This window comes from Glutamicibacter sp. GQ173 (assembly GCF_059759215.1).
The window spans coordinates 568,222-583,716 of sequence record NZ_JCAXDT010000001.1; the positions used below are offsets into that span (position 1 = coordinate 568,222).

The following is a 15,495-nucleotide window of genomic DNA, read 5'->3' on the forward strand; positions in this document are numbered from 1 at the left end:
CCTTCGATTCCTATGCTGCGGCAGTTCTCCCAGTCTATGCCTTGGCACCGGTTCACGTGGTACGACGATGCGCGAAGGCGCCAGGGTGATCGGTGTTCCGATCACCCTGGCGCCTCAGGGCCAAAGAAGCTGCAGGCTACTTGTTCTTGCCCTTGCCATGCCCCTTGCCCGGGTGCGAGTCTTCCTTGAAGACCTGCACCACGCTTGGACGCGGACCGTAGAACTGGCCCGCCGAAGCAGCTGCCGAGTTGGCGAGGTAGTCCGGGAACAGCGACGTTGGGGCAGCGTAGGTTCCGCCTTCACCCGGGTGCTGGACCGCGACAAATACCGAGTTGTCCTTGTCATGGATCAGCGGGCCACAGGTCTCCGCGCCGGTTGGCACGGCGAGGAACTGCTCGACTCGGCCACGGTCCTTGCCGGTCAGGGTGACCTTGTGCAGGGCATCCGAATAGCCGATGGTGCTTGGAGCGCCGTCAGTTGAGATCCACAGGTTACCCTTCGAGTCGAAAGCCAAGTTATCCGGGCAGGAAATTGGCGAGACCTTGTCGGTGGGGTAACCGGAGAAGTAGGTGGAACCGTTGACCTTGGGATCACCGGCGACCAGCAGGATGTTCCAGGTGAACTTGGTGCTGGTTGCGTCGTTGCCGGCTTCGGTCAGTTCAATAACGTGGCCATCGCGGTTGGAGATGCGCGGGTTCGGCTCGGTGGCGCCTTCCTTGCCGGCCTTGCCGCGGTCCGAGTTGTTGGTCAGGGCCACGTAGAGCTTGCCGGAGATCGGGCTTGGCTCGACGTCTTCCGGGCGGTCCATCTTGGTTGCGCCCACCTTGTCAGCGGCCAGTCGGGTGTAGACCAGAACCTCTTCCACGCTCATGCCGTCGACTATGGAGGCACCGCCCTTGACCAGCGGCAGCCAGGTGCCGGCGCCGTCGAAGGCGCCGTCGGATGGAACTTGGCCGCTGCCGTCGATTTCGCTTGCTGGCGAGTTGCCGTTGAACTGAGCGACGTACAGGTCGCCCTCGGAGAGCAGCTTCATGTTCTGCTGGCGGTCATGCTTGGAGTAGGTGCCCTTGGAGACAAACTTGTACAGGTACTCGAAGCGCGAGTCGTCACCCGAGTAGGCCACGGCCTTGCCGTTCTTGGCGATGCGCACATTGGCGCCCTCGTGCTTGAAGCGTCCCAGGCTGGTGTGCTTGACCGGGGTGGACTTTGGATCCTGCGGATCGATCTCGATGACCCAGCCGAAGCGGTTTGCCTCGTTTTCGTAGCCTTCATTGCCCAGGCCAAAGCGTGGATCGGTGTCTTCCCAGCCGCGTTCGGTGGCGCCGGTGCCGATGCCGTAGCGCGCTTCCTCGGCGGTGCCCTTGCCGCTGAAGTACTGGTCAACGTTTTCTTCGCCGGAGAGAATGGTGCCCCATGGGGTGGTGCCGCCGGAGCAATTGTTCAAGGTGCCCAGGACCTTGGTTCCGGTCGGGTCGGCAACGGTCTTGAGCAGGTCGCTTCCTGCTGCTGGACCGTCCACGGTGAATTCAGTCTGCGCGGTAATGCGGCGGTTGCGCTCGCCGCCCTGGACGTAGCTCCACTTCTTGTCCTTCTTCTTGCGCTTGACCTCGACCACGCTGAAGCCGTGCGCGTTCATGGCGATGCGGCGGGCTTCATCCTTGTTCGCTTCGAACCAGGCAGCGTCAAACATCATGTCTTCATTGGTGTATTCGTGATTGGCTACCAGCACGCCGGTGCGGCCCGAGTACTTGTCAACGATGATGTCGAGGTAATCGCAGTTGTAGCCGAATTGTTCGGCCTGCTTGCGTGCGCTCTGCTTGGTGGCGTCGAATTGCGCAGTGTTCTTGAATAGCGGATCGCCCCAGCGGATGATGGCATTCCAGTCATATCCTTCAGGAACGCTGACGTTGTCTACCGATCGGGACACCGGCTCAATGGCGTCGAAGGACAGGTGGCCGCCGGCGTTGTTGCCGTTCTTCAGCGGCACCAATGGCGCCGCGCTGGCTTCTTGCGCGCCAAAGAGCTGTGGCCCGACAACCAAGGCCGACGCACCGATTGCGCCAAGGCCCAGCATGCTGCGGCGGGAGAGCGACTTGTCGGCGATGTCTTTGAAGTAGCTGTTGGTCGAGGTGTTGCAATCGGGCTTAACGCAGGCATCTCCACATTTGAAGTGGCAGGTTGCTGCGGACCGTCCGCCGCGGGTATGGCCTAGCATTGGCAAAAGGGTACGGGTTGGATTCATGATCCATCACTTCCTCAGTTAGGGCTCGCTGTCAGGGGAACGACGCGATATGAGGTTTTCACCCTGAAGTGTGCAAAATGCAACGCCCAAGTTAACTGCGGGGAAATAGATGGTTGTCGGAAACTAGTCTTTGACTAGTTGTTCGTAGCACTTCTCGACTCTTCGTAACCACCAGTCAACCCGCTGCTGCTCGGGGCGCAGCTGCTTCAGTTTTCGGGGATCGGCGTCAATGCGCCGCACCGGAAGATAACCAGCGGTAGCCAGCAGCGGTTCGGCGCAGACATCATCGGCAAAAAGGGTTCCGGTGGAGAGCCCGCAGGCATAAGGCAGCTCGGGCAGTGCGCTAGCCAGCGCAGCGGCCTGGGATAGGCCCACGGAGGTGTCCAAGGCGCTGGACACTACGACGTCGAGCTCCGCCTGTCGGGCAATGTCCAGGACAGCTTGGATTCCGCCCAGTGGCTGGGCTTTGATCACCATGAGGTCTGCGGCACCCAGCCGGGAGACTTCCAGCGGGTCGGTGTGCTTGCGCACCGCCTCGTCGGCAGCAATTTTCAGGTCGATGCCTGCCGTGCGCAATTGCTCTCGCACCTCGGCCAAGCCGGTGATGCCGGGCACTGGCTGTTCAGCGTATTGCAGATCGAATTCGCTCAGGGCCTTGAGCGCATGGACCGCTTGGCCGATATCCCAGCCCATATTGGCATCAACCCGAAGCGCCGCCTGCGGATAGAGGCGACGGGCTTCTGCGACCCTGGCCAAGTCCTGCTCGAGGCCCTGGCCTTGTTCGGCGACCTTGATCTTGATGGTGTGCGGTGCATCGTACTTTTCCAGCACGGCCCCTACTTCGCTCGCCGATACCGCGGGCAAGGTTGCGTTGACCGGAATGGTGGTGCGCAGCGGTTCGGGGAAAGGCTGGTACGCCGCTTCAATGCCAGCGGACAGCCAGCGCGACGCCTCGGCTGGGGCGTATTCGACAAAGGCCGAGAATTCGCCCCACCCTTCGGGGCCTTCGATGAGCAGTGCTTCTCGCTGGGTGATTCCCCTGAATTTAACGCGCATCGGGAGGCGGACCACGTAGCTATGTGCCAGCAAGTCAGCCAGCGGTGGAAGTTCAAAGCTCATGTTCTAAGCCTAGCGAGCGTGGCCATGGTTACAGTGTCATCGGCTGACGTTTGACGCAGAAATTGTGCAAGGCTAGAGATATGCCTCGACATTCAGCAGCCGCGCGCCCACACCACCTTCGGTGGTGGCTGGCCTTGCTGCTGCTGGTCTCCTTCTTCTGCATCGAGTATTTTTTCTTTGTCCACCTTCGCGCCGGACAGTGGGCCGATCAGGCTGGGTTCATGGCTTGGTCCCAATGGTGGCCGCGGACCGAATTATTGGATCCGGTCCGTGAATTCCTTGATCTGCTTCCGGTAATTTGCGGCGCGATTGCCGCGATTTTCCTGCTCTACCGGGTGATCAGGGATCGCCGGTTCCTTCGTGCCACGGTGGCGATTCTGGCCTGCGCCGCGGCATTGGCCACTACACAGTTGCTCAAGCATGAGGTCCTGGTCAGGCCGGATTTCAATTTTGGCACGACGGGCAATTCATTTCCCTCGGGGCACACCACTGCGGCGGCAGCGGCGATGGGATTGATGTATGTCATTTCTCCGCCCAGGCTGCGACCTGTGGTCCAGCCAATCGCATGGCTCTTTGCCACGATCACCGGTGTGGCCACTTTGGTGTGCGGTTGGCATCGGCCCAGCGACATCGCTGCCGGCTTCCTGGTGTCGGCCTTCTGGATGGTGCTGGCCAGCGCGGTCTTGCAACGCATCCAGCCGCTGAGCCACGAGGTGCGCAAGACCAGCTGGTCCAGGAGCGTCGGAGCAGCCAGCATCATCGTCTGGGCCATCATCATTGGCTTGTCGTTTTTCCTGCCGCACCCGCATATCCAGAAGATCCCCGATAATCTGCAACTGGTCTACGCGTGCCTTGGAATCTTCCACGTCATTGCCGCCTCGCTGATCTCGTCGCTGGCCTTGCGCTCCGTCGTGATCGGGCCGATGCGAACCTTCCAGAAGTAAAAAGCCTCTTAGGCCGCCGGCAAAGGAACTAGCAGGATCCGTTCCTCTGCATGAGCGCGTTCAGCTGCTCTGCGCCACGCTGGGAATTTGGAACGGTCACGGCAAATCTCGATGAATTCTTCAGCTCGAAGGCCAAACCCTCATGATGGCGCAGCACCACAGCTGATCCGCCAGGAAAGAAGCGCCAGCCCCATCCGCCCCAAGCCATGGGGTCGATTTCGGTGCTGGTCACCGATTGGATTTCCCCGGGCTTGATGGTGCGCAAAGGAAAGCCAAAGATAGCCGAAGCCACCCGAATGCGCTGTTCAGTGATAGTCACCCGGATCAAGCACAGTCCAAGGAGCAGCAGGGTAATGACCAGGCAAGTTGCCAGGCCGATCATGGCTGTGGTCCAATCCATCGCCCCTGGACGCATAGAGATTTGGAGGAGCAGGAATACTCCTGTTCCTGCAACGACAATCCCTAGCACCCACAGCCACCAAGGGGCCTTCATGGTTTCACAGAATTCGGTGTCGTCCGCACCCTGGGTGCCTCGCGGCGCGGGCGCCGCGACTCCTTGGCCCTGGTTGATTCGCGCCTGTCGCTGTTCTTGCACTTGCTTCGAATAGGACTGGTACACGCCGCAAATCCACAGCGGAACAAGGGCCAACAGCGTACAGGCCGCCATGGGGAGCATCCAGATGCCGATGACGGCAGTCTGAGGTGTTTCTGCAAGCGCGGTTGGAACCACCGATCCGATGAAGACCCCTGCGGTGGTCCACGAAAGAAGGGAACCAATAAAGAGCAGGGCCAGCAACAAGGCCGGTTTGCTGCGCTGAGCCAATGAGCTCAACCCGATGATGGCTCCTGCGATACTCAGACCAATGGACACTGACACCAGTACTCCAGTGCGGGTAAATCCGTCTGGGTAGGTGGATGACCAGTGCGTAGCGGTGATGCCTGGCAATCGATTGGCCAATGGGAGGTAGACGCCCAGGACGATGATCACCGGAAGGATCAAAAGAACATACAACCACGGGCGGTTCTTCACTGTATGGATAACCATCCTCGTCCCATCCCTTATCCCAGTTGATCGACGCCCACTCCGGCGGAGCCACTGGCCCCGCGGATCTGTTTCCACCATGCAAGCGGATGCATTAACTACCCTATCAACTCTAACTTGACATGCGAATAAATGATCAATCAATACTGAAATATCAGCAAAAAGGATGATGCCCGCCAAACCTCAAGGGTTCGACGGACATCATTAGCACCGCTCGGCAAGCAGCTCCATGCCGTAGTGGCTACAACGTCGCCAGGGCCAGCTTCGGGTCGGTCATCGCATCGGCAACGTAGCGCAGGAACCCTGCAGCAGTGCCGCCGTCACAGACTCGATGATCAAAGCTCAGCGTCAATTCGCAGATGGAACGGACCTTGAGCCGGCCGTTGACAACCCATGGTTTTTCGATGATGCGCCCCAGGCCAAGAATGGCGGCCTCAGGATAATTGATGATCGCGGCCGAACCGTCGACGTTGAAGACACCATAGTTATTGATCGTGAAGGTACTGCCCGAAAGGTCAGCCACACCCGCTTTGCCATCTCGGGCCACCGAAGCCAGGCGCGCGAACTCGGCCGAAAGCTCCTGGGCATTGAGCTTATGGGCTCCACGCACATTCGGCACCACCAGGCCGCGCTCGGTCTGCGCAGCAAAACCAAGATTGACCCCCTCGAAGAGGGTATGTCGCAGGGAGCCGTCAGATTCCACCTCGATGCGGCTATTGAGTTCAGGGAAGCGTTGCAGCCCAGCCACGGCAAAGCGCGAAATCAACGCCATGACGCTCGGTGCTTGGCCCTCGGCTTCCTTGATCTTGGAGCGAAGCTTCAACAACTTCGTGACATCCACATCGACCCACACGGTGGCCTCCGGGATCTCTCGACGAGAAGTGCTCATGGCGTGCGCAATGGTCTTTCGAACACCAGCCAGCAGCTCGGAGGAAGCCACAGGCAAGCCCGTGCGCGAATCCTTGTCCCCAACGTCAGCCGCCTGCCCGGGTTTCGCTGCCGTCGCCGCCGAGGCTTGCGGCGAGCCAAGGGCCAACGAAGCGCTGGCAGACGGTTCTTGAACTGGACGAGCCAGTGCAGCTTCAACATCGGAGCGCAGGATCAGCCCCTGCGGGCCGCTGCCCTTCACCGAGGAGATATCGAGTGAATTCTCGCGCGCCAGCTTGCGCACCAGCGGATTGATCACGCGAACCGCTTCTCGCGCTTCCTGGACTGCGATCGAATCTCCAGCGCCCATGCCTCGCGGCTTGCGCCGGCGGCTGGTCTTGCGCTGGGCCGAACCGGTGCCGTAGCCAATCAGGACATTGCCGCTGCCCTCGTCCTCTTCAGAATCCTGTGCGGCATGGCCCGCCGGCGCCTGGGTTCCAGCCAGCTCTTCTTCCCGGTAGGACTGCGCGCGCTCGCCGTTGGACTCTGGCGCAGCAGGTGCCTCTTCCCCACCGGTATTCACGGAGATGAATGGCTCGTCCACCAGCATCATCTGGCCCGCTTCACCATGCAAGGTCGAGACGACGCCTTCGAAGGGACACGGGATCTCAACGAGGGACTTAGCCGTTTCCACTTCCGCAATCGGCTGATCCACCGCGACGATATCGCCGGCGGCAACCATCCAGCGCACGAGTTCCGCCTCGGTCAGTCCTTCGCCAAGGTCCGGCAATAAGAAGGTCTTGACAGTCATTTATGCCTCCCACTGAAGTTGATCGACGGCATCGAGGATGCGTTCGGCGCTGGGCAGATGGAACTTTTCCAGCGTTGGCGCTGGATATGGAATATCAAAGCCAGTCACCCGCAATACCGGCGCTGCCAGTGAATGGAAACAACGCTCCTGCACACGAGCAACGATTTCGCTGGCTACCGAAGCAAATCCCTGGGCTTCGGCCACCACGATGGCCCGACCGGTTTTGCGCACCGAAGCGCACACCGTCTCGTCATCAAAGGGAACGATGCTGCGCACGTCGATCACTTCCAGGTTGATGCCTTCTTCGGCTGCCATCTTGGCTGCCTCCAAGGCGGTTGAGACGCTTGGCCCGTAGGTGATCAACGTGGCATCACTGCCGGCGCGAGCGATTCGTGCGCGGCCTTCAGTCGGTGCGCTCTTTTTTGCCTCGTACTCTTGGGCCAGCTGCTCAAGGTCCACCTGCTCCTTGGACCAGTACAGCTTCTTTGGCTCGAAGAAGACCACCGGATCATCCGAGTCAATGGCCTCACGCAGCATCAGGTAGGCGTCTTCCACGCAAGAGGGCGTGAATACTTTCAGGCCAGGCGTATGGGCGTAGTAGCCTTCCGAGGAATCACAGTGGTGCTCGACGCCGCCTACGCCGCCGGCGTAGGGAATTCGAATCACCATCGGCAGCGACAGCTTGCCCTGGGTGCGGTTGCGCATCTTGGCCACATGCGAAGCGACCTGCTCGAAGGCTGGATAGGCAAAAGCATCAAACTGCATTTCGATGACTGGGCGCATGCCGTTGATGGCCATGCCAACCGCCATGCCGACGATGCCTGATTCAGCCAGCGGGGTGTCGAAACAGCGTTCGGCTCCGAAGCGGGCGGTCAGGCCATCGGTGATGCGGAAGACGCCACCGAGGGTTCCCACGTCCTCGCCAAAAATAACGACGGAGTCATCAGCGACAAGCCCGTCGGCGAGCGCGGTATTCAGGGCCTTGCCGAAGGTCACCGGCTGGTTTTCGCTGGCGGCTTTGGCAGCAGCACGTGCGGTAGCGGCACTCACATTGGGGTTGACGCGCGATGTTGTGGCGGTCATCCTAGGCCTCCTCGCGGTCTAGTTCATCAGCAAGCAGGGCCTGCTGCTCGGCGAGCTGGGTGCTCTTGGTGGAATAAACATGTTCAAAGAGTTCGCGCGGATCCGTATTGGCGTCCTGGTTCATGCCATCGCGCAGGGTCTTGGCCACGGCTTCGGCATCCTCGGCGATCTTGGCAACCACCTGATCGGTCAGCAGCCCGGCGTCGTCGAGATACGCCTTCATTCGCGTGACCGGGTCCTTTGCGATCCAGGCCTGCACCTCCGAGTCCTCGCGGTAGCGCTTGTCATCATCGGCGTTGGTGTGCGCCTGCATGCGGTAGGTATGGGCTTCAATCAGCAGCGGCCCATTGCCTTCGCGGGCCATGCGCACCGCACGGGTCATGATGGCCATCAGGGCCATCAGGTCATTTCCATCCACGCGCTCGCCGGCCATGCCATAGCCCACTGCCTTGTGAGCCAGCGACGGGGCGGCACTCTGGTGCGAAAGCGGAACGGAGATGGCGTACTTGTTGTTCTGCACGAAGAAGATCACCGGCAGATTGAATACTGCAGCGAAGTTGAGCGCTTCGTGGAAGTCGCCTTCGCTGGTGGCTCCGTCGCCGCACATGGCGACCACCACGGTATTTTCACCGCGCAGCTTGGCCGCGTGGGCAACGCCAACGGCATGCAGCAGCTGGGTGGTCAGCGGCGTGGACATCGGAGCGCACTTGTAGGCCTTGGGGTCATAGCCGCAGTGCCATTCGCCGCGGAAGCTGGTCATGACTTCCATCGGGGCTACGCCCTTGGTGAGCACGGCCACGGTGTCGCGATAGGTCGGGAAGAGCCAGTCGTTTTCTTCCAGGCAGAGCGCCGCGGCGATCTGGCAGGCTTCTTGGCCATGGCTTGATGGGTACACGGCCATGCGTCCCTGGCGAACCAGCGCGGAGTTCTGGTCATTCACACGGCGCCCGGTAACCAGCGCAGCGTAGGCTTCCATGAGCCGTGCAGGACTTGGCAGTGGGTACTCGTGCCCCGGTTCGGTGCCTTGCTCGTTCTCCGGGCGAAGCGATCCATCCGGGTTCAAGAGGTTGATCATGTGCCGTGCTGGCAGCATGTAATCTTCAGGGCTAATGCCGAACTTCTTGCTGACTTCAGACATGCGATCCGAGGTAGCTTCTGCGCTCATGTTCTCCCGCCTTCCGTACTTTGGGCTCAGTCCATGGGCGCACGCCCTTGTGACTCAGTTCACCTAAACATCATTTGCAATCAATTATGCGTAGCGATTGCATTCTGTATCCACTCAAGCCAAGAATCGTGGAAAGTTGTGATTCAGATACGTATACTTGTAGACGAAATGTTTCAATAAAATGTGTTTGGCGTTGAGATGTCAGACACATTGAAAAGGAGAGTCATGGCCGCGGAAGCGGAGCTGAAACTTGATGAGGTTGACCGTGCCATTCTGGCGGAACTGACCAAGGACGGACGCCAGTCGGTAACGACGGTTGCCCAGAAGGTCCATGTGTCGCGCGCCCATGCCTATTCACGCATCGCCAAGCTGCAAGAAGCTGGCGTGATCACGCGTTATACAGCAGTAATTGACCCGGTCAAGGCAGGGCTCAAGGCCAGCGCCTATGTCACTCTGAAACTTCGCCAGCATTCATGGAGGGAATTGCGAGATCATCTTGCCTCCATTCCCGAAGTTCAGCACATTGGCCTAGTCGGAGGAAACTTTGATGTGATTCTTCTGGTGCGCGCCAAGGACAATCTGGATTTGCGCCGGGTGGTTTTCGAGGAACTGCAGGCGTTGCCCACGGTGCTCGATACCCAAACCCATCTGATCTTCGAGGACACCGACACCCGCTAAGGCCTGGGACCCGACCATCGGGCCAAAGCGCATAAAAGACTAGAAGCTGCTCCTTGGAGCCACCGGTTCGAAGAGAACCAGCGGCCAGGGAGCAGCTTCTTGTTTCAGGCAGGAATAAGCCCGCCAGGCATTACTTCTTGCCGAAAAATACCGGCGGCCGTTTCTCCTGGAAGGATTTGAATCCTTCGGCATAATCAGGCGTCTCGCACAAAGCGGCCTGGGCACGATTTTCATTGTTCATTGAAGCCCAGAGCCCTGCTCTCTGGTCCCGGATTTCTTGCACTAATTGCTTGGACGCGACAAATGCCTGGGTGGCGCCTTGGGCAACTCTTGCAATCAAGACCTCGCTGCGGCTCGCCAATTCTTCGGCAGGAAACGCGCGGGAGAACAATCCCGAGCGCACGGCCTCGGCCCCCGAAATCAATTCGGCCGTGTAGATCATATCCAAAGTGCGGTGGGCCCCTAGGCGTTCAGTGAACAACCAATGCCCACCGGAATCCAGCGTCGCGCCAAGATTGGCAAAGGGGGAACCGATCTTGGCGTTCTCCGCAACATAGACCACGTCGGTAGCGATCGCCAGGCCCAGCCCAACTCCCAGGCACGCTCCCTGGACCAGGGCGAAGGTTGGTGCCGGGAAATTGGACATCTTTTCCAGCAAAGGCTGCACCTTGCCTTCGAGGTAGCCGATGACATCATCATCGGCCGGATCCACCCTGGAGATATCACGTCCCGCACAGAATCCCCTCCCCTGGCCGGTCAGCACCAACGCGCGCACGGTGCCATCGGCGACGCCAGCAGCCGCCGTGTCATAAGCTCGCGACAGCTCGGCCAAGGCCTGCTCATCCAAGGAGTTCATCTTCTGCGGCGCATTGAGCACAACGCGCGCTACCGAATCGGCAATCGTCAGTTCGATCATGGTTGCTCCCTGTTTTCCTATGCGTCGAAATCGACGGTCAGCTTGTCGCTGGTCGGGTGCGACTGGCAGGTCAGCACGTAGCCTGCTTCAACTTCTTCTGGTTCCAGTGCATAGTTTTCCGCCATCGTCACCGAACCGCAGGTCACCTTGGCTCGACAAGTGCCGCAGACTCCGCCGGCACAGGCGAATGGCACATCCGGGCGGACCCGCAATGCGGCGTTCAGGACTGTTTCGTTGGCACGGGCCGGGGATTTGACCTCGCCCTTGAGGCCGTCGAGGTTAAAGCTGATCTCATAGCTTTCCTCGTTTTCGTCCACGATCACCGGACGCCCGATGTGGCCTTGCGGCTTATTTGGTTCGCCCGTGCTGAACAGCTCGAAGCGGACCCTGTCGGCGGGGACCTCAAGGGCGGTGAGCTGGTCCCGGACCAGCTGGACCAGCTCGAAGGGGCCGCAGAGGAACCATTCATCGACCGTTGGCGCCTGGACAACATTGGTCAGCAGTGCTGTCAGCTTCTGCGCATCAATGCGCCCCGAGAGCAGTGGTGAAATCCGCTGTTCCCGGCTCAGCACATGGTGCAGGGCCAATCGTGCTGGATAGCGGTCCTTGAGGTCTGCCAGCTCTTCGAGGAACATGACGTCCATGGCGGCTTTGTTGGCATAGATCAAGTCAAAGCGGCTATGGTCGTTAGCTTCAAGAATCGTGCGGGCAATGGCAAGGACCGGGGTGATCCCCGAGCCAGCTGCAACCGCGACAAAACGATCTTGGCTGGTCGTATTGATCTTCGACGGGTCGTTGATTTCGGTGAGCTTGTGCTTGGAAATGAAGGCGCCGGCCGGGCTCATTACGTCGATTTGATCGCCGGCGGCCAGTTCTTCATTGGCCCAGGTGGAGAATAATCCGCCAAGGTCCCGCTTAATGGCAACCTTGATCTCATCGCCGGTCGGGGCTGCGCAGATCGAATAGGAACGGCGCAACTCGACGAGCTCGCCCTCTGTATTGGGGAGCTCCTTGCGCAGGGCCACATACTGGCCTGCTACATAATCGTATTCTTCGCTGAGCGCCTCGGGAATGGCGAAGCTGACTTCGATGGAATCCTTGGTCAGCCGACGCACGTTGGAGACAGTGAGTCGATGGAACGAAGCCCTGCGGCGGGTGGAAGTTTGTGGTTCGGTCATGAGAGCACCTTGAAGTAGTCGAAGGGTTCCAAGCAGTCTTTGCAGGTGTAGAGCGCTTTGCAGGAAGTGGAGGCGAAGCGCGCCAGTTCACGGGTATTCAGCGAGTGGCAGCGAGGGCATTTCACGCTCATTCCCAGCGTGATGCGACCGGCATGGCCTCGTCCGGTAGGCGGGGCGATGCCGTACTCCTCGAGCTTTTTCTTGCCTTCATCGGTCATCCAGTCGGTGGACCAGGCTGGGGCCAGCACCAGCTTGATATCGACCTTCCCATAGCCGGCTTGCTTGAACGCCTGGTACAGATCTTCGCTGATGACGTCCATCGCCGGGCACCCGGAGTACGTTGGCGTGATGACAATCTGCACCGCGCCATCGTTGTCGAGATTCACCTCGCGCAGAATCCCGAGGTCGGCAATGGACAGCACGGGAATTTCCGGGTCATTGACCTTCGCTGCGATGGCGAACAGCTCTTCGGCGTCAGCGATCAGTTTGCTCAAGACTGCTCCCCCTAACGGGCTTAATGTGTGGTTACCAGCTGGCGCCGGGATGCTTGCGGGCCAGTACTTGCATTTCAGCTAGCAGATAGCCAAGGTGCTCGGAGTGCTCGCCCCGGCGGCCGTAGGCCATGGCTTGTCCGGTGGCCGGAATCTCCAAACCTGCTTCGGCTAGTACCGCGGAGATCTCTTCCTGCCAAGCTTCGCGCAAGGTTGAAGGAAGTACGGCGATTGATTCCAGATTCTGATGGACCGCTTCGTCGCGGAACATCTCATCAACATAAGGCCAGAGGATTTCCAGGGCATGGCGCATCTTCTCGGCTGATTCCTTGGTTCCCTGCCCCAGGCGAATGGTCCACTGGATGGCGTGGTCACGATGGTAATCCACTTCCTTGACCGCCTTGGCGGCGATGGCTGCCAATGTTTCGTCTTGGGAGGTGGCCAGCTTCTGGTAGAGCAGGTGCTGGAAAATCGAGACAATCAGCTGCCGGACAATAGTGACACCGAAATGCCCGTTGGGCTGTTCGACGATCCACAGCGAGGTGAATTCCTCCTCCTCGCGCCAGTAGGCCAAATCATCTTCGGTCTTGTCCCACGCCAATCCCGCATAGGTCAAGAAGGACCGGGCATGTCCGAGGACGTCCAAGGCAATATTGCCCAGGGCAACGTCCTCTTCCAGCTCGGGGGCGCGCGAAATCCAGTTTGCCAGGCGCTGGGCCAGAATCAGCGCGTCATCACCGAGCGTGAGCGCATACTGCGCGACGTCCTCGCCAGGTGCGATGCCGTCCACGGCGATGTCTTCTGGGCGAAGCGCGTTGCCGGGGGTGACTCGGGTGGCCGAGGCCAGCGCGTCGCCGAAGCTGTCCAGCGCAGCATCCAATTCGTCGTGCTTCACAGGTGCTTCACCCCTTCGCTGGCCTTGTAGTACGTGGCATGTCGGTAGTCTTTGCCCTGGGGCGATTCAAAGAAGGAATCCTTCTCGTCGGGATCAGAGCTGATGATGTCGGTGGACTTCACAACCCAGAGGGAAACGCCCTCGTTGCGGCGGGTGTAAAGGTCGCGGGCATTGCGCACCGCCATTTGGGCATCGGGTGCATGCAAGGACCCGGCGTGCACGTGCGAGAGGCCTCGGGAAGAACGGACAAAAACTTCCCACAGGGGCCAATTGTTCTGCTGGCTCATATTAGGCGACCTCGCTCTGTGCTTGTTTTGCGGCAAATGCCGATGCGGCTTCTCGGACCCAGGCGCCCTCGCGGTGCGCTTCGCGGCGGCGTTCCAGGCGCTGGGAGTTGACCGGGCCGTTGCCCTTGATCACTGCCATGAATTCATCCCAGTTCAAATCCTTGTGGATCCACTGCTTCTTTTCTTCGTCAAAGCGCAGTTCCGGGTCTGGCAGGGTCATGCCCAATACCTTGACCTGTTCGGCGATCATTCCGACAAAGCGCTGGCGCAGTTCATCGTTGGAGAATCTCTTGATCTTCCATGCCATGGACTGCTGGGAGTTTGGCGACTGGTCATCAGGCGGGCCAAACATCATCAGTGACGGCTCGTAAAAACGGTTGATGGCATCTTGTGCCATCTTCTTCTGTGCTGCAGTTCCCCTCGAAAGCGCAAGCAGGATTTCAAAGCCTTGGCGCTGGTGGAAGGATTCTTCCTTGCAGATGCGCACCATGGCACGGCCGTATGGTCCGTAGGATGCCCGGCACAGCGGGACCTGGTTGGCGATAGCAGCTCCGTCGACCAGCCAGCCGATGGCGCCCATATCTGCCCATGAACGGGCGGGGTAATTAAAAATCGAGGAGTACTTTGCGCGACCAGTCAGCAGTTGGTCGTTGAGCTCATCGCGGCTGGTTCCGAGGGTTTCCGCCGCGGAGTACAGGTAGAGGCCATGACCCGCTTCGTCCTGCACCTTGGCCATCAAAATGGACTTGCGCTTCAACGATGGAGCGCGGCTGATCCAGTTGGCTTCGGGCTGCATGCCGATGATTTCCGAGTGAGCGTGCTGGGAGACCTGACGAGTCAGGGTCTTGCGGTAGGGCTCAGGCATCCAGTCGCGTGGCTCAACACGCGAATCCTGATTAATCAAGGCATCAAAGCGAGCTTGCGACTGCTCTTCTTCGTAGCTCGGAACGGCGCTTAGTCCCGGTTCCTGCGGTGTGGTCGAAGCCATGGGTTCACCTCATCGATTACAAATTACATACTGACCGTTCGTTCAGTATGTCAGAGTGCGCTCCGTCACGTCAACACGAGTTCCGCAGGTACAACAAAACCCCAAGGACTATTCCTTGGGGTTTGCCGCAAACGATGCCGGCTAGGCGTTGATCAACCCGCGCCGCGCGGCCTTTCGGCCAACGAACAAGCGGTCCAGGGCCCAGCTTCCCGGTCCCATCAATGCAAGGGCCGCGGCACCGGTGCCAAGGGCGAGAACCAGCTCAAAGCCGCCATTGGCCACGAACACGCCGCTTTGGGCATGAACCATGGCGATGGCTCCGAGCATGTCCAAAGCCAAAAGCGCACCGACGATTCGCGTGGCAAGGCCCAGGATTAGCGCCACGCCGCCAACAAGCTCCAGGGTTGCTACGACCGGGGCCACAAGGCTGGCCGCGGGAACCCCCATCTGGGTGAAGCTGGCAGTGGTGCCCTCAATGGTGAATTGCGAAAACTTCTGCCACCCGTGGGCTGCGAAGAGAAAACCGATCGCCAGGCGCAGCACGAGCTGCGCCGAGGCAAGCAAGCGGGGATTGTTTTCCAGTGTGGTCATTATCTAGCTCCTAGGTAAGGACGTCCGTTCAGGGATTTTCCTGCTTGATTTCTTACTCCACACTATGTGGCACAAGTTGAAGCTTCAAGCACCTTGACGTTAAAAGTCAGTAAGCTTGATCACGCAAAAAGCCGTGCCGCCCGATGCCAGCAAAAGCTGGAACGGGCAGCACGGCTCAGGAACTAGCCTTGGCTCGAA

Annotated in this window: 15 protein-coding genes; 2 read left to right on the forward strand and 13 right to left on the reverse strand. The window is 59.6% G+C overall.

What is annotated here, in order from left to right:
• Positions 1-136: 136 nt before the first annotated feature.
• Together AC6CHO_RS02695 and AC6CHO_RS02700 are read right to left on the reverse strand one after the other, a co-directional pair.
• Positions 137-2,242, reverse strand: a complete 2,106-nt coding sequence (locus tag AC6CHO_RS02695; protein ID WP_498213521.1) for a PhoX family protein — start codon at positions 2,240-2,242, stop codon at positions 137-139.
• Positions 2,243-2,365: 123 nt separating this feature from the next.
• Complete coding sequence (locus AC6CHO_RS02700; protein ID WP_498213522.1) at positions 2,366-3,361, reverse strand: o-succinylbenzoate synthase; 996 nt, start codon at positions 3,359-3,361, stop codon at positions 2,366-2,368.
• A gap of 80 nt (positions 3,362-3,441) precedes the next feature.
• Between AC6CHO_RS02700 and AC6CHO_RS02705 the strand changes: the two genes are divergently transcribed.
• Positions 3,442-4,305, forward strand: coding sequence for a phosphatase PAP2 family protein (locus AC6CHO_RS02705; protein WP_444662608.1), 864 nt, complete (start codon positions 3,442-3,444; stop codon positions 4,303-4,305).
• Positions 4,306-4,333: 28 nt separating this feature from the next.
• Here the strand turns inward: AC6CHO_RS02705 and AC6CHO_RS02710 are convergent, their stop codons facing one another.
• The 4 genes from AC6CHO_RS02710 to pdhA all read right to left on the reverse strand — a co-directional run bounded on the left by AC6CHO_RS02710 (position 4,334) and on the right by pdhA (position 9,273).
• Positions 4,334-5,350 (reverse strand): DUF3093 family protein, encoded by a 1,017-nt coding sequence (locus tag AC6CHO_RS02710; RefSeq protein WP_498213524.1) that lies wholly within the window; start codon positions 5,348-5,350, stop codon positions 4,334-4,336.
• 238 nt (positions 5,351-5,588) lie between these two features.
• Positions 5,589-7,025, reverse strand: a complete 1,437-nt coding sequence (locus tag AC6CHO_RS02715; protein ID WP_498213526.1) for a dihydrolipoamide acetyltransferase family protein — start codon at positions 7,023-7,025, stop codon at positions 5,589-5,591.
• Positions 7,026-8,108 (reverse strand): alpha-ketoacid dehydrogenase subunit beta, encoded by a 1,083-nt coding sequence (locus AC6CHO_RS02720; RefSeq protein WP_444662604.1) that lies wholly within the window; start codon positions 8,106-8,108, stop codon positions 7,026-7,028.
• A 1-nt stretch (position 8,109) separates the two neighbouring features.
• The gene (pdhA, locus tag AC6CHO_RS02725) at positions 8,110-9,273 is read right to left on the reverse strand and encodes a pyruvate dehydrogenase (acetyl-transferring) E1 component subunit alpha (RefSeq protein WP_444662602.1); all 1,164 of its coding nucleotides are present in this window, start codon (positions 9,271-9,273) and stop codon (positions 8,110-8,112) included.
• Positions 9,274-9,498: 225 nt separating this feature from the next.
• On the opposite strand from pdhA, the gene AC6CHO_RS02730 reads away from it, so the two are divergent.
• Entirely contained in the window at positions 9,499-9,951 is a 453-nt protein-coding gene (locus tag AC6CHO_RS02730) for an Lrp/AsnC family transcriptional regulator (RefSeq protein WP_146275808.1), read from the forward strand.
• Positions 9,952-10,081: 130 nt separating this feature from the next.
• Here AC6CHO_RS02730 and AC6CHO_RS02735 read toward each other — a convergent pair whose 3' ends face one another.
• The 7 genes from AC6CHO_RS02735 to AC6CHO_RS02765 all read right to left on the reverse strand — a co-directional run bounded on the left by AC6CHO_RS02735 (position 10,082) and on the right by AC6CHO_RS02765 (position 15,297).
• Positions 10,082-10,867: an enoyl-CoA hydratase/isomerase family protein gene (locus AC6CHO_RS02735; RefSeq protein WP_444662600.1), complete on the reverse strand. Its 786-nt coding sequence runs from the start codon at positions 10,865-10,867 to the stop codon at positions 10,082-10,084.
• Positions 10,868-10,884: 17 nt separating this feature from the next.
• A complete protein-coding gene (paaE, locus tag AC6CHO_RS02740; RefSeq protein ID WP_498213529.1) occupies positions 10,885-12,045 on the reverse strand; it encodes a 1,2-phenylacetyl-CoA epoxidase subunit PaaE in 1,161 nt (386 codons plus the stop codon).
• Positions 12,042-12,539, reverse strand: a complete 498-nt coding sequence (gene paaD, locus AC6CHO_RS02745; RefSeq protein ID WP_444662596.1) for a 1,2-phenylacetyl-CoA epoxidase subunit PaaD — start codon at positions 12,537-12,539, stop codon at positions 12,042-12,044. The genes paaE and paaD overlap by 4 nt, the downstream gene beginning before the upstream one ends.
• Before the next feature lie 31 nt (positions 12,540-12,570).
• A complete protein-coding gene (paaC, locus tag AC6CHO_RS02750) occupies positions 12,571-13,431 on the reverse strand; it encodes a 1,2-phenylacetyl-CoA epoxidase subunit PaaC (RefSeq protein ID WP_444662594.1) in 861 nt (286 codons plus the stop codon).
• Positions 13,428-13,718, reverse strand: a complete 291-nt coding sequence (gene paaB / locus AC6CHO_RS02755) for a 1,2-phenylacetyl-CoA epoxidase subunit PaaB (protein WP_060702310.1) — start codon at positions 13,716-13,718, stop codon at positions 13,428-13,430. Before paaB ends, paaC begins: the two co-directional genes overlap by 4 nt.
• A gap of 1 nt (position 13,719) precedes the next feature.
• The gene (gene paaA, locus AC6CHO_RS02760) at positions 13,720-14,706 is read right to left on the reverse strand and encodes a 1,2-phenylacetyl-CoA epoxidase subunit PaaA (RefSeq protein ID WP_498213532.1); all 987 of its coding nucleotides are present in this window, start codon (positions 14,704-14,706) and stop codon (positions 13,720-13,722) included.
• 141 nt (positions 14,707-14,847) lie between these two features.
• Positions 14,848-15,297 carry a DoxX family protein gene (locus tag AC6CHO_RS02765; protein ID WP_498213534.1) on the reverse strand — a complete coding sequence of 150 codons (450 nt, stop codon included), beginning with the start codon at positions 15,295-15,297 and terminating at the stop codon, positions 14,848-14,850.
• Positions 15,298-15,495: the final 198 nt, after the last annotated feature.

Excerpts from the sequence above, each read along its gene's own strand:
- AC6CHO_RS02735 (WP_444662600.1), bottom strand. The coding sequence starts at position 10,867 with ATGATCGAACTGACGATTGCCGATTCGGTAGCGCGCGTTGTGCTCAAT.
- AC6CHO_RS02730 (WP_146275808.1), top strand. The coding sequence starts at position 9,499 with ATGGCCGCGGAAGCGGAGCTGAAACTTGATGAGGTTGACCGTGCCATT.
- AC6CHO_RS02710 (WP_498213524.1), bottom strand. The coding sequence starts at position 5,350 with ATGGTTATCCATACAGTGAAGAACCGCCCGTGGTTGTATGTTCTTTTG.
- paaA (WP_498213532.1), bottom strand. The coding sequence starts at position 14,706 with ATGGCTTCGACCACACCGCAGGAACCGGGACTAAGCGCCGTTCCGAGC.
- paaE (WP_498213529.1), bottom strand. The coding sequence starts at position 12,045 with ATGACCGAACCACAAACTTCCACCCGCCGCAGGGCTTCGTTCCATCGA.
- paaB (WP_060702310.1), bottom strand. The coding sequence starts at position 13,718 with ATGAGCCAGCAGAACAATTGGCCCCTGTGGGAAGTTTTTGTCCGTTCT.
- AC6CHO_RS02720 (WP_444662604.1), bottom strand. The coding sequence starts at position 8,108 with ATGACCGCCACAACATCGCGCGTCAACCCCAATGTGAGTGCCGCTACC.
- AC6CHO_RS02765 (WP_498213534.1), bottom strand. The coding sequence starts at position 15,297 with ATGACCACACTGGAAAACAATCCCCGCTTGCTTGCCTCGGCGCAGCTC.
- AC6CHO_RS02695 (WP_498213521.1), bottom strand. The coding sequence starts at position 2,242 with ATGAATCCAACCCGTACCCTTTTGCCAATGCTAGGCCATACCCGCGGC.
- pdhA (WP_444662602.1), bottom strand. The coding sequence starts at position 9,273 with ATGAGCGCAGAAGCTACCTCGGATCGCATGTCTGAAGTCAGCAAGAAG.
- AC6CHO_RS02715 (WP_498213526.1), bottom strand. The coding sequence starts at position 7,025 with ATGACTGTCAAGACCTTCTTATTGCCGGACCTTGGCGAAGGACTGACC.
- AC6CHO_RS02700 (WP_498213522.1), bottom strand. The coding sequence starts at position 3,361 with ATGAGCTTTGAACTTCCACCGCTGGCTGACTTGCTGGCACATAGCTAC.
- AC6CHO_RS02705 (WP_444662608.1), top strand. The coding sequence starts at position 3,442 with ATGCCTCGACATTCAGCAGCCGCGCGCCCACACCACCTTCGGTGGTGG.